Source organism: Fodinibius sp. (assembly GCF_034521915.1).
In the GTDB taxonomy this organism is placed as follows: Bacteria; Bacteroidota; Rhodothermia; order Balneolales; family Balneolaceae; genus Fodinibius.
In genome coordinates, this window is record NZ_JAXHLU010000001.1 from 247,566 (window position 1) to 269,801 (window position 22,236).

Consider the following 22,236-nt stretch of genomic DNA (forward strand, 5'->3'; position numbering starts at 1 on the left):
TTTCACTCAGGATGACTTCGTCATTTATAACTGCGTTGCTTCAGTTCTACAAAATCAAATTCCAGATCTTCTTTATGCAGCTCTTCCTGTAGTTCTCCGTTCACGCCCTGATATTCCCAAGCTGCTACATAAGAATACTCTTCGTCGTTCCGTAGTGCTTCGCCTTCTTCGGTTTGATGTTCTGCCCGCAGGTGACAACCACACGATTCGTCGCGATGCAGGGCATCTTTTGCCATCAGCTCACCGAGCTCAAGGAAATCGGCCACGCGTCCGGCAAACTCCAGATACTTATTATAATTAGATGATTCACCCGGAACACGAACATTATTCCAAAATTCTTCTCGAAGCTCCTGAATTTCCTTGATTGCCTCCTTAAGTCCTTCTTCGCTTCGCGAAATTCCAACTTTATCCCACATAATCTGTCCCAATTCACGGTGGAACTCAATCACACTTTTATCACCGTCTACTTCAAACAGCTTGTCAATTTGAGACTGGGCATTTTTCGCTGCCTCATCAAAGGCCTCGTGATCTTTACTGACATCATCGAGATCCGTACCAGCAATATAATTACCAATGGTATAAGGGATGATAAAATATCCGTCGGAAAGTCCCTGCATGAGCGCGCTTGCACCAAGACGATTCGCTCCGTGATCAGAAAAGTTCGCTTCACCGGCTACAAACAATCCGGGAATATTGCTTTGTAAATTGTAATCAACCCAGAGCCCGCCCATGGTGTAGTGTACGGCAGGGAAAATTCGCATCGGTTCTTCATAAGGGTTGTCATCCGTAATATTTTCGTACATCTCAAAAAGGTTGCCGTACTTATCGGAGATCGCCTTTTTGCCCTCGCGTTCGATAGCATCGCGGAAATCAAGATATACAGCTCGTCCCGTTTGCCCAACGCCCATGCCTTCATCACAGACAATCTTGGCATTTCTGGAAGCCACATCTCGAGGCACCAAGTTACCAAATGCAGGATATTTTTCTTCTAAATAATAATAGCGGTCCTCTTCGGGAATATCGTTAGGATGACGGTCATCTTCTTTATCCTTTGGCACCCAGACTCGTCCGTCATTACGGAGGCTTTCACTCATCAGCGTAAGTTTCGACTGATAATCCCCGGAAACCGGAATACAAGTCGGATGAATCTGTACATAACAGGGATTGGCAAATGCCGCTCCGCGTTTATGGCAACGCCATGCAGCCGTTACGTTTGAATTCTTTGCATTAGTGGAAAGATAGAAAGCATTGCCGTATCCGCCACTGGCCAGCACAACAGCATCAGCCATCCAGCGCTGAATTTCACCGGAGACAAGATCACGGGTAACTATTCCACGTGCCTTTCCGTCAATGATCACCAAGTCGAGCATTTCGTGACGGGTATGCATCTCAATTTTACCTTCACTAACCTGGCGCATCATCGCTTGATAAGCTCCCAAAAGCAACTGCTGACCGGTTTGTCCACGGGCGTAAAACGTTCTGGAAACCTGCGCACCACCAAACGAACGATTAGCAAGCAAACCGCCGTATTCCCGTGCAAAAGGTACGCCCTGCGCTACCGCCTGGTCAATAATTTCGTTAGATATTTCTGCCAATCGATAGGTATTGGATTCACGAGATCGGTAGTCCCCTCCTTTAATCGTATCATAAAATAGACGCCAAATGGTATCGCCATCATTAGGATAATTTTTGGCGGCATTAATTCCACCCTGCGCAGCAATACTGTGGGCGCGTCGGGCCGAATCCTGAATACAGAAACTCTTTACATTGTAGCCTAACTCTGCAAGACTTGCCGCGGCAGATCCTCCTGCCAAACCGGTACCTACAACAATAATATCGTGCTTACGCTTATTGTTAGGAGCAACAAGTTGTATATCATTCAAATGCTTGGACCATTTTTCTTTGAGCGGTCCGGAAGGAACTTTTGAGTCTAAATTCATAAGTCTAAAAGTGGATTTACAAAATGATTATTGGCACAGAATGAGGGCTGCTTCACAGCCTCCGCCAAAGTAGATATAAAGTGGTATAAAGAGAAATCCTACCGCCATCAGCACGGCAAAAATAACGCCTACCGTGTAAATCAATGCAGAGTATTTGTTGTGTTTCATCGTCAGCGAAGTAAAAGCGCTCCAGAAACCGTGTCCCAAGTGAAAACCGAGCAGTATCATAACCGCGGTGTATCCAAAAGCATACAGCGGTTGTTGAAAGGTAGAAAGCATAAGCCCCTTAAGATCGCGCGCTTCCTCTCCACCCGGCAACGTAACCATTTCTGTAGCGCCGAACTTAAATGTATCTATATGAATCACCAGAAAAACCAATAGTACGACACCGGTAAATATCATGGATTTTGAAGCCCATGACATATGGCTCGGCCCACCCTTGCTCTGATATTTCTCATAACCTTCGGGACGAGCCTTTCGACGATTCCACCAGATTGATATTCCCACATAGGCGTGCAAAAGAAAAGCTACAGCCAAGCCAGCTTCGAGGATGTATAACAACCAACCCATACTTTCAAGCGCATGGGCCGCCTCGTTAAAGGCATGAACATCCCCAAAAACCTGAAGATTCGTAGCCAAGTGGAAAATAATAAATATGATTAATCCTACTCCGGTTACACCCGTTAGTATCTTACGACCAACCTGAGATTTTAGCGCGTCTAAAAATGATGGCATTGTAATTGATAATATTTAATAATCTATTGTTATAACCGCTGCATAAGCGCCAACGTTCGGACACCTAATCCATAGGGTTGAAGATGTATTTTAATGGATAAAAAGGCAAGGTTCTACGATATGGTTTTATGGGTTAAATGTTATTCAGAAATGTTCTAAATTGGATGTCTATATTTATTCCTCTTAAATCGTTATTTGTTAATCATTTATCGCCAGTAAAATAATTTCTGCATTGTATACAATTTCCCAGACAACACAACATTCTTTTCGTGAAAAAGGATCAAAATTCATTGGATATCTCTTTCCCGTTTCGTCCAAAGAAGAATTTGAGGATCAACTTGATAATATAAAATCGAAATATCCCGACGCCACCCACCATTGCTATGCCTGGCGAATCAATCCCACTAATACAAAAGAATTTTCTACGGATGACGGTGAGCCCAGCGGCACAGCCGGACAACCGATTTTAAATAAGTTAAAATCCTATGAAGTAGTTAATTGCGGATGTGTCGTTGTACGATATTACGGAGGCACAAATTTAGGCACATCAGGATTGATTCAGGCATACGGTCGATCGGCCGAAGGGTGCCTTGAACAAGCTGAGCGCAGTACCATCATACCCACAAAAAACGTGGAGATTACCTATCCCTATAATCAGCAAAAAGAGATTGATCAGTTAAAAAACCGTTTCGATCTCAAAGAAATCGAGGCCCAATATTTAGAAAGGGTAACCATAAAAATAGCTTGTCGGTCCGATCAAGCAGAATCTTTTTTGAATGCACTTAAAAATCTGGAACATGCCGGCGTTTCTACAGAACACTTAGGAAGTGGCTATGTAACAATGAGTACCAATTAAGGGTGATAATAAACCTGAAAATCTGCTTCTTGCTCCGTACTTTTAGTCATCAAATTTCAGAGACTAATAACAGATTATGAAAATTTATACTAAAACAGGTGATTCAGGAGAAACCTCGCTCTTTGGCGGGACGAGAGTGCCGAAATCAAACGAGCGTATTGAAGCCTACGGAACCGTTGACGAACTTAACTCCTTTGTGGGATTAGCCACCAGCTATGAACTTTCTGATGCCGGTACCAAATATTTGCGCAAGGTACAGGAGCTACTCTTTACCCTCGGTGCTGATCTGGCCACTCCCCCATCGTCCCAAACTCGAATCGACCGTATTTCCGAAGATGATGTCTCCTTTTTAGAAGATGCTATTGATGAGCTGGAAAAGGATCTCGAAACCCTAAAGAATTTTATTTTGCCGGGAGGGTCTCAGCCGGGCGCAACACTGCACGTGGCCCGAACCATTTGCCGCCGCGCCGAACGGGCAACAGTTGCATGTTCGAAATCTGATAATATTTCTGAAAACTGTATTAAATTCCTCAATCGCCTTTCTGATTTCCTTTTTGTCGTGGCCCGCTACGAAAACAAACATGCCGCCGTTCGCGAAGAAACCTGGAAACCGGATAAGTAGTAGACAGTGAACAGTTGGCAGTTAACAGTTAAAAACTTTCCTCTGATTACTGCCAACCGATATCCTAGACTTATTAATCAACTATTAACCGATAACAAATAACAAAACATGTCATTAATGATTTCAGTCTCGGGCATCCGGGGCGTATTTGGTACCGATCTAACACCGGAAAATTTAACACGCTTTACGGCCGCATTTGGTCACTGGTCGGGCAACGGAAAAATTGTGGTGGGACGTGACACCCGCGTTACCGGACAAATTTGTGAGGATATCGTTTGTGCCACGCTGCAATCGGTGGGCTGCGATGTTGTAAAAGTAGGAGTGGCTCCTACTCCAACAGTAGCAATGGGGGTTTTGAAACACGATGCCGACGGAGCCATCATTATTTCGGCCAGTCATAATCCCGAAGAATGGAACGCACTTAAGCTGCTTAACAGCAAAAGTGAGTTTCTGGATGATAGTCAAGGCAAAAAGGTTATTGAGATCAGTGAAGAGAAATCCTATTCCTACCAGAAATATGACCAGGTAGGGAGCGTAACAGAAGATGACCAACTGCTGGATTATCACATCCAAAAAATATTGGACCTTCCCTACATCGATCCGGATCTCATTGCTTCAAAAAACTTTTCAGTAGCCATTGATCCCGTAAATGGTACCGGAGCCGTGAGTTTGCCCCCATTGTTTGAGGCTCTCGGAGTGGATACTGTTCATGCAATTAATGATGAACCCACCGGCATTTTTGCGCACGTAGCCGAGCCTCTCCCCGAGCATCTGGGAGATATTTGTGAACTCGTGAAAGAAAAAAAGAGTGATTTGGGTATTGTTACTGATCCCGATACTGATCGACTTGCCCTCGTAACAAACAAAGGCAATTTGTTCGGAGAAGAATACACCCAGGCCGCTGCATTTGATTTTCTGTTGGATAAAAAAGCGGGTCCCTGTGCCACCAACCTGTCTTCTTCACGAGTAGCCGAAGATGTAGCTAAGAAATACGGACAAAAATGTCATCGCTCATCGGTTGGAGAAATAAATGTAGTGAAAAAGATGCAGGACGTTGATGCCGTGATCGGCGGTGAAGGCAATGGCGGAGTAATTAATCCTGATCTGCACTATGGTCGCGATGCGCTGGTGGGCACAGCAATGATACTTCAATTATTGGCTGAACGCGATGTCACAGCAGAAGAATATCGCAATAGTCTGCCCGATTATTACATGCGTAAAAGTAAAATGCAGCTGGCTGATGTTGACGGCGATGCCCTGCTCAAAAAGGCAAAATCGGAATATGCAAATTACAATCCCGATACAACCGACGGCGTAAAAATAGATTTTGAAGATGGATGGGTCCACCTCAGAAAATCCAATACTGAACCCATTATTCGCGTATATTCCGAAGGCATAACGCCCGAGAAGGCAGAAGAACTTGCTGAAGAAGTGGTGGCTTCGATTCAGTAATTTTTAACCGGATTTTACTTTCGTATCTTATGCTTTTTCTGACTTTCTAATCCTCATACATAATTCGCTTTTATGATTACATCGATGACGGGCTTCGGTCGCGGCGAGGCTTCAGAAAACGGTATTACTGTAACAGTTGAACTAAAATCAGTGAACAGCCGCTACCTGGATATTTCACTTCGCCTGCCGCAATCACTGCAAGATAAAGAGCTGGATATTAAAGAAATCCTGCAAGATCACGTGGAACGAGGCAAAGTAAATGTTTCTGTTCGGGTAGATAAGTCAGAAACCGGGGAACCGGAAATTACTTTTAATAAAAAATTGGTTGAAGGCTATAAACAGCTTCTTAATGAGCTGCGTGATGCCGCAAATATTGAAGCTCCCATTACTCTGCAGACGTTGCTGGAGTTCAACGATATTTTTGAGCAGCGTGAAGATGATGAAGAAACTCGTAAACAGATTTGGGAGCTCGCTCAAAAAGCAGTTGAAGATGCAGCTTTAGAGTTAAAGGACATGCGTCTGCAAGAAGGCAGTCAGCTCGAAAATGATCTCAACCAGCGCATCGATCATATTGAGGAGATGTTGAATATCGTGATGGATAAAGTGGATGGACGCTCTGAGGAGATTAAAGAAGATCTTGTTGAACGCATCAACGAATTGATTGACAGCGATAAGATCGATCCTGATCGCCTGGAGATGGAAGTTGCTGTTTTAGTGGACAAGATGGATATCACCGAGGAAATTGTGCGCACCCAATCCCACATCAAGTTTTTCCGGGAGGCTGTCAACAATGACAACTCCGTCGGTCGTCGACTCAATTTCCTGAGCCAGGAAATCAACCGTGAAATTAATACTATTGGCTCCAAAGCAAACGACTCGGAAATATCGCAGTATATCGTCAAAGCCAAAGAAAGTTTAGAACAAATTCGAGAACAGGTACAGAACGTTGAGTAAGAATCCCGCTCCCGGTAAAGTTATTGTAATAGTAGCACCAAGCGGTGCCGGAAAAACTACCATTGCTCAGCGCCTGCTGAGGAAGTATCCGAAGATACAGTTTTCGGTATCTGCCACGACTCGGGAACCGCGAAAAGGTGAAAAACATGGCGAAGATTACTACTTCTTAAGCGATGAAGAATTTGATCAAAAAATAAAAAACGAGGAATTTCTGGAGTGGGAGCACTACAGCGGTAACCGCTATGGCACACTGCGATCTGAAGTTGATAAACTGATGGAATCTGGGTATTTTCCCTTGCTTGATATCGAAGTGAAGGGAGCCCTTAACGTACAGCGGCTCTACAACTCGGATGCCATTTCCATTTTTATTGAACCGCCCTCGTTGAAAGAACTTAAAAACAGGCTCTCTAAGCGAGGCAGTGAAACAGAAAGCTCGCTAAAGCAACGCCTGAAGCGGGCAGAAATGGAAATAAAATATGCCGATCGCTTCGATTATTCTGTTGTTAATGACGACCTTGAAGAAGCATATACAGAAGTCAAGAATATTATAGAATCCTTTATCACTGACTAAAAGCTGGATTACAACATGGGTATTAAAACATTAAATATTGAAAAGCTGAATAAGGACACTGGTAATCAGTACGAGCTGATTACAATCATGTCTAAACGGGCACGTCAAATAGCGGCTCAGGAAAAGCTTGAACTTGATGAAAAACTCAAGTATTTCGAAGGATTTGAAGATGACGATGAGTTCACCTTCAACGAGGAACAGGAAAATATCTCAAAAGAGTTTGAGAAACGTAATCATGCTACGCAACGCGCTATTGAAGAAATGCGTCGCGGAGAAATTTATTTCCGTTATCCACAAGAAGAAGATTAATTTATGTTATCCGGCAAACGGATAATACTGGGAGTTACCGGAGGAATTGCAGCCTACAAGGCTGCTTTTCTTTTACGTGCTTTACAAAAAGCTGGTGCCGAAGTGCGTGTAACGATGACGCCCGCTGCTACGCGGTTTGTAGGTACCGAAACCTTTTCTTCTCTTTCTAAACACGAGGTTGCAGTTGACGTTTTCCCCGAGAATGAATCGGCAACTCAATCATGGACACAGCATATCTCTTGGGGCGAATGGGCTGATCTTTTTATAATTGCCCCCTGCACAGCCAATACCCTAGCTAAAATTGCGACTGGAGCAGCTGATAACATGCTTACTTCAACGGTTTTAGCCGCTCGTTGTCCGCTACTTATCTGCCCAACTATGGACGGCGAAATGTATAAATCCCCGGCAGTACAAAAAAACCTGAGTACCGTTCAGGAATTTGGCTATCACGTACTGGAACCGGAAGAAGGCTATTTGGCCAGTGGATTGGAAGGCAAAGGACGTCTGCCCGAAACAAATCTAATTCTTGAAAAATGCAGTACTGTTCTCAGACAACATCAGTCAGAAGGTCCCTTAACCGGCAAAAAAGTGGTAGTCACCGCAGGACCGACCCGGGAACACATTGATCCCGTTCGGTTTATTTCCAACCCCAGTTCGGGAAAAATGGGCTTAGCTATGGCTGAAGCAGCTCGAAACATGGGCGCTGAGGTTACCCTCATTCATGGTCCAATAACCATGAATGCACCTACCGATATAATCAGTATTGAAATTAAATCTACCGAAGAACTTTTTGAGCAAGTAAAAAATCATTCTGATGCAGATGTTATTGTAATGGCAGCGGCCGTATCTGATTTTACACCCGAAAAGAAACACGCTGAAAAAGTAAAAAAGGATAAGGCCAACTCATCCATCAAACTCAAGCAAACCCCTGATATTCTTGCCTGGCTCGGGGATCACAAAAAGAATGGGCAAGTACTTATCGGTTTTGCGATGGAAACAGAAAACCTGATCGAAAATGCCGAGAAAAAGCTCAAGAAGAAAAAGGCCGACTGGATTATTGCCAATTCCCTAAATGAAGATGATTCCGGTTTTGAATCCGACAGAAACAAGGTGCATCTGCTTGGAAAAAAAGACGCAGTACAGATAGAAGGATTAAAATCCGAAGTTGCCCGAGAGGTGCTGTCTCATATCTTCGATAACAGTTAATGCTCACCGTTTTCATTAGTAAGCAGCAAGCTTCCGCTTCCCGTTTGTTTCTTACTTTCAAAAACAACCTTAAACTCTGCTCCCTTATCAGAGGTATAAAAAAGTTCTCCTTCAAGCTGATTGGTCAAAGTTTCTATTAAATTCATACCAATTGAAGCGTGGTCTTCCACCAAAAAATCTTCCGGTAATCCTTTGCCATTATCACGTACAACGATAGAAATCTCCTGATTGGATTCCCTAAGCAGAATCTCTATTGTCCCCTTCTGATCGTCATCAAATGCATGCTTATAGGCATTTGTTACCAGCTCGTTGATGAGAATTGCAGTTGGTATAGCCTGATTTATGTCGAGCAGAACATCCCCGGTATCTACCTCTACATCAATATGCTGATGATTAAATGGCAGCGTGTTTTTAATCGTATCAATCAATTTAGATATATATTCCTCAAACGAGATATCAACAAAATTCTCTGACTGATACAACAGCTCATGCACAATACCGATTGACTGTATCCGCAGCTGTCCATCATTCAAGGCATTTCTTATTTCCTCATTATCCGCCTCAAATGCCTGAAGCTGTAGCATCCCCGAAATAATAGCCAGGTTATTTTTCACCCGGTGATGAATCTCCTCTAACAACACTTGCTTTTCTTTAACCGACTGCTTTAACTGCTCCTGATATTTCTTCTGCTCGGTAATATCCACGTAAATACCAAAGCCGGCAATGGCCTCATCATCTAAATAAACGGGAATAGCTCCTAATAAAAGATTAAGTTTTTCTCCCTGCTTATTATACCTGATGATATCAGTATAAAACTTATCCTCCTCAAATCCCTCGTCAGGCATTCTTGGCACAATTTGATCATCCTCCTCACCAACGATTATTTCATCAATATCCTCATTCAGGAGCTCATTTTCGGTATAACCAAAAAGTTCTTCAAAACTTTTATTTACTTTTTGCACCCTGTTCTTGGTATCGATCATTACCATGGCACCGGGCGCTTTAAGAAACAGCTTTCTAAATAACTCCTCGCTTTTTCTAAGTTTCTCCTGCGCTTTTTTCTGCTCTGTGAGATCCCGTACAATAGCCTGCACGTAAACATCGTCGACCAATTGCAGTCGATTCAAGCTTACTTCCACATCCACCGCTTTGCCATTCAACGTTTGATGCTGCCATTCAAAAACTTGGGATATTCCTCCAAGAGCCTTCTGGATTTTTTGGTGAGCTTTAACAGACGATTTTTGTCCATCGGGCTGTAGTTCGGGCGAAAAATTAGCAGGAGATTTCCCTAAAATCTGCTCTTTTGAATGTAATCCAAAAATATTAAGCACTTGGGTATTGCATTCAATAAACTCATCACCATCCATAATAAAAATGCCGTCATTGGCATTCTCAAACAATCGTTGATAGCGAATCTCCGCCTGTTTCTCATCGGTCACATCTTCAATAAATGTAAGAACAGAAATAAGGTCACCGCTCTCATTGCGCATCACCGAAGTATGAACACTTAGATCTATTAAATGACCCTCGCGATGGTACATCTTAACCTCGAAGTGCGTCTTGTCGCCCTTGCCACTGATAAGGTAATTCATATTTCTTTTAACCACACGGAGATCATCTTCAAAAAAATTAAAAACTTCGGGAGAATATCCCAGCACCAAATTTCTAGGATAACCGGTAATCTCTTTGGCTCTTTCAGACCATTCTATAATTTTAAAATCCGCATCCCATTTTATCATAGCCAGCGGACTGTGATTTACGTGATGATTCAACTCATCAAATGCCCGTTTTGCTTTCTTTTCAGCTTCCACGCGTTCTGTCACATCATGGACAAATGCCATACGGGCATTTTTGTATCCATTTTTATAGGGATGGGAAGAAACCATCACATAAATAAGAGATCCCTCTTTCGTTTGGTGTTGGGCAACTTCAACATGATTGGATTCATTATCTTTTCGATTCTCAATAGCAAGATGTAGCTCTTCGCTGGCTTCCTTCGGGCGTATATCATGCAGATTCAAGGAATTGAGTTCATCTTTTTGAAACCCATATTTCTCAAAAAAAGCATTATTGGCTTCCAGTATATCAAGCGAATCCTTGTCATAGATAAGCACGGGGTTGGGGTTAAGATCAAAAAGTGACCGATCCATAGATGATATTTGACTTGTCCTTCTATTTTATGCTAAGGGTAACTGATCAATCTATCTAATTCAAGTTTTGTGAACTTAAATTAAAACTCCCACTTATAGGTTCGATGTGTTTTATGATGGAAACATCCCAAAGCCTCCAAGCTGCGCTGCATCAACCAGTTACTCTCGCTTACCCAGGCTCCTTCCAAATATTGAAGGGAGGGCGCTGCTTCTTTAGTAAACTGAATACCGCGGGTAAATGTGAGTGCCTCTAAGCCTATCTTGCGATATTGTGGGCGGGTGCCGTAAACAAGCGTTCTTAAATGCCGTGCCCTACGTTTAAACCATAGCAGTTTGGGATAGTGCCACCAGCGCAATTTTCCCCCTGTTTCTTTTGACAACTCATTGAGATCTGGTACACAAACTATAAACGAGGCCGGTTCCCCATCCACAAAAGCAATAAGCACGCTCTCAGGAATTAAGACCGGCTTAAGTTTCTGAATCATTGCCTCAACGGTATCCTGGGTGAGCTCGGTAAACTCCGTTTCGCGCTCCGTAATATCCTGCTGGCTCCAGGCTTCGTTATAAATTTGACGCATATATTCCGCATCGCGATAAATGTTTTTCTTATCTATAGAACGCAAGGTCACATCTGATCTGGCTTCAATACGATTTGTTATTCGTTTCATACGATCCGGTATGGGCTGATCAAAGTTACGCTTATAACTCCAGTGATCGTCGAGTTTTTCCGCGCCGGTCTGTTCCAGAAATTCTTTGTAATACGGTGGATGATAAAACATCCCGTAAATGGGAGGTTCTTCATAGTTTTCCACCAGCAATCCCCAATAGATATCATTTTCGCCAAAATTAATAGGTCCGCGCATAGCATTATATCCGCGTTCCTGATGCCAGTCTGCAGCAAAATTTATTATTTCTTCTGCAATTTTCGGATCATCCCGCATTTCTATAAATCCCATCCCTCCCATAGTAGGATCGAGCACTTTATCGCGCTCCGGCGTATTCATCACTGCAAAACGTCCTACGACTTCATTGTCCTCTTTCACGAGAAATCGCTCGCACTCTCCTTTGTCAAAAAATACATTTTCGTCACGATCAAAAATACTCTCTATTTCAGAACGGAATGGCGGTGCCCAATGGGGATAGTTTTTATAAATTCGAAATGGCAACTGATGGAATGCATCAATCTGTTGGGATGTACTTACCAATTCAAAGTTATAAGCCATTTTCAGGGAGGTCGCTACGTTTAAAATCTAATCTTACGATTCCTCTAAATCGGGTAATTATTCATAGATTTCCAATGGAATAACACCTATTATTAGAGGGCAAAATGCCAACTTAATATCGACAACTGGCTTGAAGGAACAAAAGAAAAAACGGCTGATAGCAATTCTGTTATTAGTATCGTGTTTTATAAGCGGATTCATCCTCTTTTCTACCTCTGATAAAAACTCAAAACGACTTTCATCACTGACCGAAGCTGATTCACTCATTCAGCAACAGTTTTCAAGTTTTAATATCTCAGAAGATCAGATATCTGTTTCCACTACTCAAGTAGACTCAAATTTTTCTCGTAAAACATATTATGTGGGGCTGCCTTACCGATTTCTCAAAAACCCAGTTTCATGCCGAGCTCAATAATGCCCTTTATCCATTTGGAATACAAACTCCGGCTCGGGTCACCTTTCCTCAGAAAAATGTAGATATTCAATTATCATATAAGGAGACCGTAATCCGGACGATTTCACTGCAAACCGATCCCAAACTCTCGCTGCAACAAAATGATATCAGCCTTCTGTTAAGTTTTGATGAGATACCCGAATCGCAACTCATATCACAACTGAATACTCTTGCCGAACCCATTCCCCTGGTGCTAAAAATTGAACAACCAATGCAGGTTCAGACGTTAAAAAAAGAACTCAATGGGAAATACCCCTCTGTTATTTTTTGGTTTCAAAACAAGAATGGGAATGATCTGATCAAAACAAATCCACAGGCAGCACGTGCCCGACTGGATCGTCTACAGGATATCTCTCCCAATTCCAGGGTTTTAATTACTCAAAATGATGCTTCTTCGTTATTAGAAAATTTTAGCAGGCTTACATTTGTCGATGCCTCAAATGCCCAGCTACTGCATGAACAGTTGGGGAAAAAAGTATTCTATGAAGAACTTACGCTATTACAATCCAATACTCAGTCTTACTTAGCGTTAATTACCGGAACGGAAACAACGGTTGAATGGCTGATAGAGAAATTACCTGACCTTAAAAAAGCAGGTGCTCGTATCATTCCACCGCCAAAAATGAATTTATAGCATGATTGATCGTCTTGATACTGACAAATGGCTGAAACGCTTTGAACTTAACCAATTTCCCGAACCCAAAATTGTGCAACTTAAACATCCGGTGTTGCTCTGTCACGGGTATGGAGCCATCGCATCACTTGTTAAACCATCGCCGCTTTATGATGTAGCACTACTTCTTCGATCACACAATGTACTCGCATATGCCCCTAACATTGTTCCTTATGCCAAAATTGAAACCCGGGCAAATGGTTGGGTTAAACTCATCAAAGAACTCACCGGAAATATTCCCAGTGGTAAAGTCAATATTATAGCTCACAGCATGGGCGGACTTGATATGCGCTATGCCCTTTCGAACCTGGATGTTGCACCACATGTAGCTTCGTTTACTACAATAAGCACGCCACATCATGGAACCAGCCTGGCCGAACTTACCTTAAAAACTCCCGATGCAATTCGTGATAAACTGGCAGATTTCCTCGATTGGATGGGAGATCGTATCTTTCCTCATACAAAAAGTGATTCAGTAGCATCGGCGGCACAGCTGACCCGTGAATATGTGACAGAGGTTTTTAATCCCGCAACACCAGACGTTGACAACATTCCCTATTACTCCTATACCTCGGCAGTGGGTAAAGGCACCAGCGAACCCATCCGGGTAATTACGCGATATCAAAACATGCATATTTTCAAAGAGGAGGGGCCCAATGACGGGATGGTATCAGTAGAAAGTGCCAAATGGGGCGAACATATTAAAACCTCTAATCTCTCTCACCTGGAGCAAATGAACTTGCGCGTCAAAGATGATCGCGAAGCGCTATACCATTCTTTTTGGTTAGATGTGGTTAAAATGCTCGAAGCCAAAGGACATTAATCTTACAGCTCAATATCTTCTTTTTGTTTGAGCAGGGTATAAGCCGTCATATCATATTGGATAGGCGTTAATGAGGCGTAGCCTTTTTCCAACACGTTAACATCCAGATCGTCTCCTTCATCAAGCAGCTTTAACGTACCGGTCATCCAGTAATACGATCTGTTGTTCGGATCAACGCGGCCTTCAAACTCTTCCACATAACGACTATTCGCCTGGCGCGCCCACTTTATGCCTTTAAGTGGTCCCGCAGGTACGTTTAGATTCATTGTAATTCCTTTGGGAAGTCCCTCGCTGAGTACATATCCAATTACTTTACGCGCCGCATCTTTAGCACCGGATAAATCCGCATCTTCATCATAATCTGTACAGCTTACCGCTATCGAGGGATACCCTAAAATGGTCCCTTCCGTGGCAGCACTTACCGTTCCCGAATACAAAATATTAATCCCGGCATTGCTACCGTGATTAATCCCACTGACAACTAAATCCGGCTTACGTTGCATCAGCTGATCATGGGCCAATTTAACCGAATCAGCCGGAGTACCCGTTACCGCCTGTCCGTTAAAACGACCATCAATTTGAAAAGAGCGCGAACGGAGCGGCGTGTTTACGGTGACGGCGTGCCCTACCGCACTTTGTTGACGATCGGGAGCAATAATTTCCACATCGCCAAACTCGTCGGCAACTTGGGCAAGGGCTCGTATACCCGGAGAAAAGATGCCATCATCATTACAAACTAAAATTACCGGATTCTTATCGGATGTACTCATAGATAAAGTCAGTTAATCGTATTGTTCATTTTCATTCGGAAAATCACCGGATTTTATATCCGTAATATAACGCTTAACTGCATTCGTCATCGATGAATGCATGTCATCATATCGGCGAAGAAATCGCGGTTTAAATTCCTTGTTAAGCCCAAGCATATCATGGGTAACCAGCACTTGCCCGTCACAGTTAGGTCCGGCCCCAATACCAATAGTTGGAATAGCAACCGAATCCGTTACTTTAGCTGCAAGTTCAGCGGGAATTTTTTCTAATACTATTGAAAAACAACCGGCCTCTTCTAATCGCTTCGCATCTTCTACAAGTTGGTTGGCCTCAGCTTCCTCTTTTGCACGCACCTTATAGGTACCAAATTTATAAATACTCTGAGGTGTGAGCCCTAAATGCCCCATTACCGGGATGCCGGCATCTACAATTTTTGCAATCGTCTTTGCAACTGATTTACCACCCTCTAACTTTACTCCATGGGCACCGGCCTCTTTCATCATGCGGCCGGCATTTTCGAGCGCTTCTTCGGCTGTCACCTGGTAACTCATAAAGGGCATATCAGCAATAACAAGCGCCGTTTCTACGCCCCGAACCACACACGAGGCATGATAGATCATGTGATCCATCGTCATTGGTACCGTGGTTTCATAACCCGCCATCACATTGCTGGCAGAATCACCGACCAGAATCACATCTATTCCCGCCTGATCAACAATACGTGCCATGGTATAATCATAGGCAGTGAGCATGCTAATCTTTTCAGATTGCTGCTTCATTTCTACGACAGTCTGGGTAGTAACTTTTTTAGGACGATCTGAAGATTGTTGAGTACTCATTTATTCTTCGCTTGGAACTATGGCCGCAGTGGCATCCAATTCACAGACAACATTATCATCAACACGAGCTTCTGCTGTCATATTATAAAAGTTACGCTTTTCCTGAACCAATTTTACTTCCATCCTGAGCTGATCACCGGGCACTACCGATTTACGAAATTTTGCCCTGTTAATCCCCGTAAATACCGGAATATAGTCTTCCGGATTATCAATATGAGAGTGCATCAACATCAAACAGCCACTTTGAGCAATAGCTTCTACCTGAAGTACACCCGGCATAATGGGCCGATTGGGAAAGTGACCGTTAAAAAAATCCTCGTTGGCTGTTACATTTTTTATGGATAGAATACGTCCCTCTTCAACTTCTAACACGCGGTCAACCAGTAAAAATGGATACCGGTGTGGAATTAGCTCTTTGATTTCATCAATTGTTAGCTGGTCCATAGTCTCGTAATATTTTTTAAAAGTATAATAATATAAATGATTTATTCTACGGTACCCACATAAACGTAGGCGATTCCACCTGTTAATTTTTCAAAAAAATGTGAAGAAAATGATCCTGCTTCTTCCATCAGCGCTATAAAGTCATTTCCTGCGGGAAATTCAGCACTTGTTCGGGGCAGATAGGTATAGGCCTCTCTATTACCGCTTATCCACCCTCCTAATGTAGGCATAATATATTGGCTATATAACTCATACGGATATTTAAGCAATCCTTTAGGTTGCCCGAATTCTAAGACCACCACCTTTCCACCCGGAACTACAACTCGCGCCATCTCTTTTAGGGCTTGTACAGGATCATCAACATTGCGAATTCCAAAAGCAATACTTGAAATATCAAAAATATTATCCTCATAAGGCAAGTCCATGGCATCGGCCACCTCAAAATCGACGACCAAATTATTTTCTTTCGCCTTAGCGGGAGCATGTTCTATCATCTCAGCACAAAAATCGGTACCCAGCACATAGCCTTCATCACCGACCGCCTCCTTAAACTCTAATGCCAGATCACCAGTTCCCGTAGCACAATCCAGCACCCGATCACCGACCTTAGCTCCGCTAAGAGATACTGTATGATCTCTCCATATATGATGGATGCCAAATGACAGGATAGTGTTCACCCGATCATAATCATCGGCAATATCGGCAAACATTTTTCGAACTTTCTCACTCATAAAACTTTATACAATTAATCAATTTCTACCTGTAGTTAGGATACGGCCTCTTCTTTAGATTGTACTTCGGTCAAATGATCAGTCTTGTTAATATATAGTGATTTAAACCCGGAACCATTCCACTTTAGATGGTACAGAGCCCCATTACAATGTGGAATTTCATGCATCCTGCTAAGTCCATAGCCAAGCCATTCTGATAATAAGATACGTAATAATCGGCCATGCAAAACAAACAACAAATTTTTGTGCTGATATTCTTGAAGTATCATTCTTGCTCTGTTATCGGCACGTTTGAAAACCGCATTAGGACTCTCACCCTGATCAGAAGCAAAATCCACCGCTCCTGACTTCCACCGTTCATGGAGATGTTTCAACTCTGATTTAATCTCCGAAATGGGCTTGCCTTCCAAAATACCAAAATCCATCTCATCCAAATCACGGTAAGCCAACACATCCAAACGTTGTTGCTTAGCTATGGTCTCGGCCGTTTGTCGGGATCGCTTTAAGCTGCTGCTGAAAATTTGTTGTATTGATATATCTTGCAGATCACGAGCTATAGCTTGTGCTTGCCGAATACCTGTATCATTCAATGATGCATCAATACCGCGCCCCTGAATTTGGTTACAGCGATTGTATTCCGTTTCTCCGTGACGAGCCAAATAAATATTTGTTTCACTGCCCATGTTAGCTCTTCCCCTTTTTTCTGCTTGTTGCCAGCTCTACAAATTTATCTTCCATCTGCTGTACTTCGGATGGCTGCAGGTTGTAATGCATACCGTATTTAATCAGTATCATTTTAAATACACGATCATTGAGTGTCAGCCTTTTATCAACGCCTTCATCTATTTTATCCCACAACCGTTTTAAAAGGCCCAGCTTCATCAAAAAGAAAAATACGAGTCCGATACCGGCAGCCAAATACTGTCCGGTCATCCCTAATGCACTGATAATAACCAGTGATGTAATCAGCAAATAGCCGTCAGTATTCAATAACTTGAGTACCTTGCCTAGATAAACTGTCACAAATGCGCTTTTTGAACGATACCATAAAAAGTGAAATGCAATGGCTATCGTCACGGCAAATATGGGATGAATCACCAGCAATAATACTAACAATAGGGTAAGCGATAGGCTGTCTGCACTGCGCACCCAGGCAATAGCTTCTTCGACCAACTTATCCAGTGGACGTTTTTCCAGCAGTCCCGGTACAAACTGCTTAATCTGATCAGTGGTAATATGAAACCAATCTCCGGTTCGAGTAACGATACCGAGTTGCGTTTCGAGAAATAGATTTTTTGCGCCGGGGTATTGATTTTTCATAAGCCGAAAAATATCCTTCTTTTTGCAAAAAACGAATTTTCAATGCGATTAATTATGCCTGCGCCACAGTTAAAATGATAACAGGTCCAGCCCCTGCCTTTTTTAATGTATCTGCCAATTCAAAGGTAGTGGCGCCGGTTGTAAATACATCATCAATTATCACGCACAATCGATTATTTATCAATGGCTTATTGTTAACCCTGAACGCTTCTTGCATATTGTCAAGACGTTTTTCGAGGCTAAAGCCCGTTTGGGAACGGGTATTTTTAATCCGAACGATATCATCTATTTCACAAATAGGAACTTCTTCCCAAATCTCCTGAAATCCCTGCGCCAACTTAAACGCCTGGTTAAATCCACGGTATCGATATTTTAAATAGTGCAGTGGTACCGGAACGATCACTGATTCATGATCATCAAATAAATCCACAATGCCGGGATGCCTTTGCACGCGCCGACCCAACGCTCTGCCCAGATCGCATCCCACAGTTGTAAGTCGCTCGTACTTTAGCTGATGCAGTAAATTTTGCAGGTCACCGCCCTTATCAAATTGCCAAAGTGCATGTTGAATCACAATTCCATCCGGCAAAAGTGAATCAGAAGAGACTTTCTTATTTTCGGGGTTACCGTCCTCAAAACGATTGGTCAGACAAAATGAGCAAATCTGTCGCTGTTCCTCGGTATGCTCGCGACCACAGCAAACACAAACATTGGGAAATACTACCCTTTTAAAACCGTTAGCAATTTTTAGAAATATACTCATCGGCAACTATTTTTATAGGTAAGACCTATTGTCAGCACAAATCCTTACAGAGAAACTTCTTTTCAGCAAAAAATTTTTGGCAACCACTATATTTATTTAGATTATACGCCGAATAAACGGTTTGCCACTACTAATTCAGAATATTATTTATGGCATCACTCGGAAGAGATCTTGCCCACATTCGCAAAGAGCAAGAATTGAGTCTCGAGGAGATTTATGAGGCTACCAAGATTCCAACAAGGATTCTCGAATCTATCGAGGACGACTCAATTTTTACCGACTTTGAAAATAATGCTACTTACATTCGCAGCTATGTACGAAGCTATGCCAAAGCATTATCTATAGATGAGAAACAGATTATCTATGCCCTGGACAAAGTTCAAAAGAATGACTATTCGGGATCGCTTCAAAGTCTGTTTGATGAGCAGCCCAAACGCTCTTTTGAATTCGATGAGGAAGATGATGACGCTGATGAGGAATCGGCAGATTCGGACGAACTCCAGGATAAAGATATGGTTCACGATCATTCACCTGAGTTCCAATCCGACCAAACCGACTCATCTGAGAATTCTCCGGAAACACCAAGATCCTCCCCCCTGCCAAAAGCCGACCATCCCGATGTCAAATCGGTGGACTGGGCTGACATGGGCCGAAAATTTAAGCCTCTAAAATCAGTACGATCCAGAACTTGGGCTGGAATTTTTGTCACTCTTTTAATAATCATTGGGACTGTTTCTTTCTTCTACTTTTATGAAACCGACCCGGTTTCCAATGAAGTGGCTAATAATCCAACAACCAATCAGCAAACAGAGTCTTCTGAAGAAAAGGTCAGTACGGATTCCCTCGAACTGGATATCGTCCCAGCAACCGAAACAAATGATACTACCGAACAGCAACCAACTGCTACAGCTGATGATATACCGAATGAGGCCCTCTCTACTTTGCCTGATACCCTGAGCATAGTACTTTATGCTGCCTATGGACGATTAGAGCCAGTACGCGTGTATACCGATATTATGAATGACATTAATCCCTATTGGATTGAACAGGGGGAAGCAATTCGATTTAATTTTGTAAATGAACTCAATATCCGCGGACAATTTAGCCGCATGGTATTATTGCTCAATGGTCATCCTGTTCAAAATCTCCGCGAAGAATTTTACAATCCCGATTCAAGGCTGCTGGAAATCAATCGCAGCTATTTTGAAAATGACCCTCAATGGCTTCAACCTGCTCCGGATTCACTGCAAATTGATGCCCCTCCCCCATCTACCATCAGAGATCGTCCAACTTTTAATTAAATCGATACAAGCTTTCTCTTAAAATGAACAGAAAAGAGGCAAAAAAACGCGTTGAAGAACTACGCGAATTGCTGGACAAAGCCAATAAAGCCTATTATCAAGACGCGCAACCTTTTATTTCGGACAAGGAATTTGATGATTATCTGGCAGAGCTAGAAAAACTTGAAGAAGAGTATGACCTCGTTGAACCACAATCCCCGACACAACGCGTAGGTGGTGAACCCAGCAGCGATTTTAATACTGTTGAGCATCCCGTACCGCTGTTAAGCCTCGACAATACCTATAATGAAGATGAGCTTAACGATTTTGACCGCCGGGTTCGTGATATATTAGAGCACGATAATTTCACCTACATGGTTGAATTGAAGTTCGATGGAGCAGCTATTCGACTACGCTACGAAAATGGCAATCTGGTGCTTGGAGCAACACGTGGAGACGGAGAAAGAGGAGACGAAATTACCAGGAATATCAAAACCATTAAAGATATCCCGCTTCATCTCGATAATGATTTCCCTGAAGTTGTGGAGGTCCGCGGCGAAGCGTATATGGAGCGGGAAGCCTTTGTACGAATGAATGAACATCGCGAAGAACAGGGGCTCAATCCCTTTGCCAACCCGCGTAACTCTACGGCAGGCTCGTTAAAGATGCAGGATCCACGCGAAGTGGCCCGGCGACCCATCCGTTTTTTCAGCTTTGATTTACTTACGGATGATACTGATGCCGAAATCACACAGTATCAAAAAATGAAGCTGTTGGATAAATTCGGGTTACCGGTGTGCGAGCATTTTAAGCAGTGCGCTGATATTTACGAGGTACATGCACAAATTGATGAATGGAAAAACCTACGTCACGACTTGCCTTTTGAAACAGATGGCGTAGTTATAAAGGTAAATGAAGAGAAATACCGCGACACCTTGGGAACGACTTCTAAAGCTCCCCGCTGGGCTATTGCTTATAAATTTGAAGCCCAACAGGCCACAACTACGCTGCAGGATATTACACTTCAAGTTGGACGGCTTGGTAAAATAACTCCTGTAGCAGAGCTTAAAGCCGTTGAACTGGCCGGTACTACCGTAAAACGAGCTTCGCTGCATAACGAAGATGAAATTCATCGAAAAGATATTCGGATTGGAGATCGCGTGGTAGTAGAAAAAGCCGGTGAAATTATTCCCCAGGTAATAAGCGTAGTTAACCCCGATCGCGAAGATCGTGGCCCACGTTTCGAAATGCCCCAACATTGCCCCGCTTGTAATGAAAAACTGATTAAATTTGGGGACGAGGTGGACTGGCGATGTATCAATCCCGAGTGCCCCCCGCAGAAACGTCAACGTATCGAACATTTTGCTTCGCGCGATGCCATGGATATTGACGGACTGGGCGAAGCTGTTGTGGATCAGCTAGTTTCAGAGCAGTTAATCAGCAATTACGCTGATCTGTATGATCTCACCCAAAAACAACTTCTGCCGTTAGAACGTATGGCCGAAAAAAGCGCCCAAAATCTTATCGATGCTATTGAAGATAGCAAATCTCAGCCGCTGGACCGGGTGATCTACGCCATGGGGATACGCTTTGTGGGTAAAACTGTAGCACGCGACCTGGCTAATGGCTTCCAAACAATGGAGGCTCTCATGGACGCAAGTCAAGAAACAATGGAGGAAATTGAGTCTATCGGCCCTAAAATTGCGCAGTCGGTCAACAAATTTTTCAACCAGGACCACAACCGTAAAATTGTCTCGAAGTTGCGAAACCACGGACTCAATTTTGAGATGGAACAAGAGGAGCAAGCTTCACAAAAACTGGAGGGCAAAACATTTGTACTAACAGGGAGCCTACCCTCGTTAACACGAAAAGAGGCAACACAACTAATCGAAAAACACGGCGGCAAGGCAACATCGTCCGTAAGCGGTAACACCGACTATCTGCTGGCAGGCGATTCTCCGGGCAGTAAATACGATAAAGCCGAAGAATTAAATATCCCTATACTTGATCAAAATACATTTCTGGACCTTATCGATGAAAAACTGTAACCTACTACCGGTTTGGTAATATGGTTATGGGTTGGTATAATTTTGTAATCAACGTATCTTATCCAAACACTT

General features: G+C 43.0%; 23 protein-coding genes. 11 read left to right on the forward strand and 12 right to left on the reverse strand.

Annotation, left to right across the window (positions count from 1 at the left end; translation table 11 throughout):
• Window positions 1-20 precede the first annotated feature (20 nt).
• Together U5J89_RS01145 and U5J89_RS01150 are read right to left on the reverse strand one after the other, a co-directional pair.
• Entirely contained in the window at window positions 21-1,940 is a 1,920-nt protein-coding gene (locus U5J89_RS01145; RefSeq protein WP_322573769.1) for a fumarate reductase/succinate dehydrogenase flavoprotein subunit, read from the reverse strand.
• A 27-nt stretch (window positions 1,941-1,967) separates the two neighbouring features.
• Entirely contained in the window at window positions 1,968-2,675 is a 708-nt protein-coding gene (locus tag U5J89_RS01150) for a succinate dehydrogenase cytochrome b subunit (RefSeq protein ID WP_322573770.1), read from the reverse strand.
• Between the two features lie 232 nt (window positions 2,676-2,907).
• Between U5J89_RS01150 and U5J89_RS01155 the strand changes: the two genes are divergently transcribed.
• The 7 genes from U5J89_RS01155 to coaBC all read left to right on the forward strand — a co-directional run bounded on the left by U5J89_RS01155 (window position 2,908) and on the right by coaBC (window position 8,645).
• Window positions 2,908-3,531: a YigZ family protein gene (locus U5J89_RS01155; protein ID WP_322573771.1), complete on the forward strand. Its 624-nt coding sequence runs from the start codon at window positions 2,908-2,910 to the stop codon at window positions 3,529-3,531.
• A gap of 76 nt (window positions 3,532-3,607) precedes the next feature.
• The gene (locus U5J89_RS01160) at window positions 3,608-4,153 is read left to right on the forward strand and encodes a cob(I)yrinic acid a,c-diamide adenosyltransferase (RefSeq protein WP_322573772.1); all 546 of its coding nucleotides are present in this window, start codon (window positions 3,608-3,610) and stop codon (window positions 4,151-4,153) included.
• 108 nt (window positions 4,154-4,261) lie between these two features.
• A complete protein-coding gene (gene glmM, locus U5J89_RS01165) occupies window positions 4,262-5,605 on the forward strand; it encodes a phosphoglucosamine mutase (protein ID WP_416208488.1) in 1,344 nt (447 codons plus the stop codon).
• A gap of 72 nt (window positions 5,606-5,677) precedes the next feature.
• The gene (locus U5J89_RS01170) at window positions 5,678-6,559 is read left to right on the forward strand and encodes a YicC/YloC family endoribonuclease (RefSeq protein ID WP_322573774.1); all 882 of its coding nucleotides are present in this window, start codon (window positions 5,678-5,680) and stop codon (window positions 6,557-6,559) included.
• The gene (gene gmk, locus U5J89_RS01175; RefSeq protein WP_322573775.1) at window positions 6,552-7,130 is read left to right on the forward strand and encodes a guanylate kinase; all 579 of its coding nucleotides are present in this window, start codon (window positions 6,552-6,554) and stop codon (window positions 7,128-7,130) included. Before U5J89_RS01170 ends, gmk begins: the two co-directional genes overlap by 8 nt.
• A 15-nt stretch (window positions 7,131-7,145) precedes the next feature.
• Window positions 7,146-7,439 (forward strand): DNA-directed RNA polymerase subunit omega, encoded by a 294-nt coding sequence (locus U5J89_RS01180; protein WP_322573776.1) that lies wholly within the window; start codon window positions 7,146-7,148, stop codon window positions 7,437-7,439.
• 3 nt (window positions 7,440-7,442) lie between these two features.
• Window positions 7,443-8,645 carry a bifunctional phosphopantothenoylcysteine decarboxylase/phosphopantothenate--cysteine ligase CoaBC gene (coaBC, locus tag U5J89_RS01185; RefSeq protein WP_322573777.1) on the forward strand — a complete coding sequence of 401 codons (1,203 nt, stop codon included), beginning with the start codon at window positions 7,443-7,445 and terminating at the stop codon, window positions 8,643-8,645.
• On the opposite strand, the gene U5J89_RS01190 is transcribed toward coaBC, so the two are convergent.
• The 3 genes from U5J89_RS01190 to U5J89_RS01200 form a co-directional block, all read right to left on the reverse strand.
• A complete protein-coding gene (locus tag U5J89_RS01190) occupies window positions 8,642-10,795 on the reverse strand; it encodes a PAS domain S-box protein (RefSeq protein WP_322573778.1) in 2,154 nt (717 codons plus the stop codon). The genes coaBC and U5J89_RS01190 overlap by 4 nt on opposite strands.
• An 80-nt stretch (window positions 10,796-10,875) precedes the next feature.
• Window positions 10,876-12,018, reverse strand: a complete 1,143-nt coding sequence (locus U5J89_RS01195; RefSeq protein ID WP_322573779.1) for a hypothetical protein — start codon at window positions 12,016-12,018, stop codon at window positions 10,876-10,878.
• A 57-nt stretch (window positions 12,019-12,075) separates the two neighbouring features.
• Window positions 12,076-12,285 carry a hypothetical protein gene (locus tag U5J89_RS01200; protein WP_322573780.1) on the reverse strand — a complete coding sequence of 70 codons (210 nt, stop codon included), beginning with the start codon at window positions 12,283-12,285 and terminating at the stop codon, window positions 12,076-12,078.
• 92 nt (window positions 12,286-12,377) lie between these two features.
• Here U5J89_RS01200 and U5J89_RS01205 point away from each other — a divergent pair, with 92 nt between their 5' ends.
• The gene (locus U5J89_RS01205; protein WP_322573781.1) at window positions 12,378-13,106 is read left to right on the forward strand and encodes a hypothetical protein; all 729 of its coding nucleotides are present in this window, start codon (window positions 12,378-12,380) and stop codon (window positions 13,104-13,106) included.
• Between the two features lies 1 nt (window position 13,107).
• Window positions 13,108-13,968 (forward strand): hypothetical protein, encoded by an 861-nt coding sequence (locus tag U5J89_RS01210; RefSeq protein WP_322573782.1) that lies wholly within the window; start codon window positions 13,108-13,110, stop codon window positions 13,966-13,968.
• Between the two features lie 2 nt (window positions 13,969-13,970).
• Here U5J89_RS01210 and surE read toward each other — a convergent pair whose 3' ends face one another.
• From surE to U5J89_RS01245, 7 genes are read right to left on the reverse strand one after another with little or no spacing between them, the layout of a single operon-like run.
• Window positions 13,971-14,738 carry a 5'/3'-nucleotidase SurE gene (surE, locus tag U5J89_RS01215; protein WP_322573783.1) on the reverse strand — a complete coding sequence of 256 codons (768 nt, stop codon included), beginning with the start codon at window positions 14,736-14,738 and terminating at the stop codon, window positions 13,971-13,973.
• A 12-nt stretch (window positions 14,739-14,750) separates the two neighbouring features.
• Complete coding sequence (panB, locus tag U5J89_RS01220) at window positions 14,751-15,578, reverse strand: 3-methyl-2-oxobutanoate hydroxymethyltransferase (protein ID WP_322573784.1); 828 nt, start codon at window positions 15,576-15,578, stop codon at window positions 14,751-14,753.
• Window positions 15,579-16,022 (reverse strand): 3-hydroxyacyl-ACP dehydratase FabZ, encoded by a 444-nt coding sequence (gene fabZ / locus U5J89_RS01225; protein WP_322573785.1) that lies wholly within the window; start codon window positions 16,020-16,022, stop codon window positions 15,579-15,581.
• 41 nt (window positions 16,023-16,063) lie between these two features.
• Window positions 16,064-16,753, reverse strand: a complete 690-nt coding sequence (gene ubiE, locus U5J89_RS01230) for a bifunctional demethylmenaquinone methyltransferase/2-methoxy-6-polyprenyl-1,4-benzoquinol methylase UbiE (RefSeq protein WP_322573786.1) — start codon at window positions 16,751-16,753, stop codon at window positions 16,064-16,066.
• A gap of 35 nt (window positions 16,754-16,788) precedes the next feature.
• Window positions 16,789-17,436 carry a histidine phosphatase family protein gene (locus tag U5J89_RS01235; protein WP_322573787.1) on the reverse strand — a complete coding sequence of 216 codons (648 nt, stop codon included), beginning with the start codon at window positions 17,434-17,436 and terminating at the stop codon, window positions 16,789-16,791.
• Between the two features lies 1 nt (window position 17,437).
• Window positions 17,438-18,073: a hypothetical protein gene (locus tag U5J89_RS01240; RefSeq protein WP_322573788.1), complete on the reverse strand. Its 636-nt coding sequence runs from the start codon at window positions 18,071-18,073 to the stop codon at window positions 17,438-17,440.
• Between the two features lie 52 nt (window positions 18,074-18,125).
• On the reverse strand, window positions 18,126-18,836 hold the full coding sequence (locus tag U5J89_RS01245) for a ComF family protein (RefSeq protein WP_322573789.1): 711 nt from the start codon (window positions 18,834-18,836) through the stop codon (window positions 18,126-18,128).
• Between the two features lie 149 nt (window positions 18,837-18,985).
• Here U5J89_RS01245 and U5J89_RS01250 point away from each other — a divergent pair, with 149 nt between their 5' ends.
• Both U5J89_RS01250 and ligA read left to right on the forward strand, forming a co-directional pair.
• Window positions 18,986-20,137: a helix-turn-helix transcriptional regulator gene (locus U5J89_RS01250; protein ID WP_322573790.1), complete on the forward strand. Its 1,152-nt coding sequence runs from the start codon at window positions 18,986-18,988 to the stop codon at window positions 20,135-20,137.
• A 23-nt stretch (window positions 20,138-20,160) separates the two neighbouring features.
• Window positions 20,161-22,164, forward strand: coding sequence for an NAD-dependent DNA ligase LigA (ligA, locus tag U5J89_RS01255; RefSeq protein WP_322573791.1), 2,004 nt, complete (start codon window positions 20,161-20,163; stop codon window positions 22,162-22,164).
• Window positions 22,165-22,236: the final 72 nt, after the last annotated feature.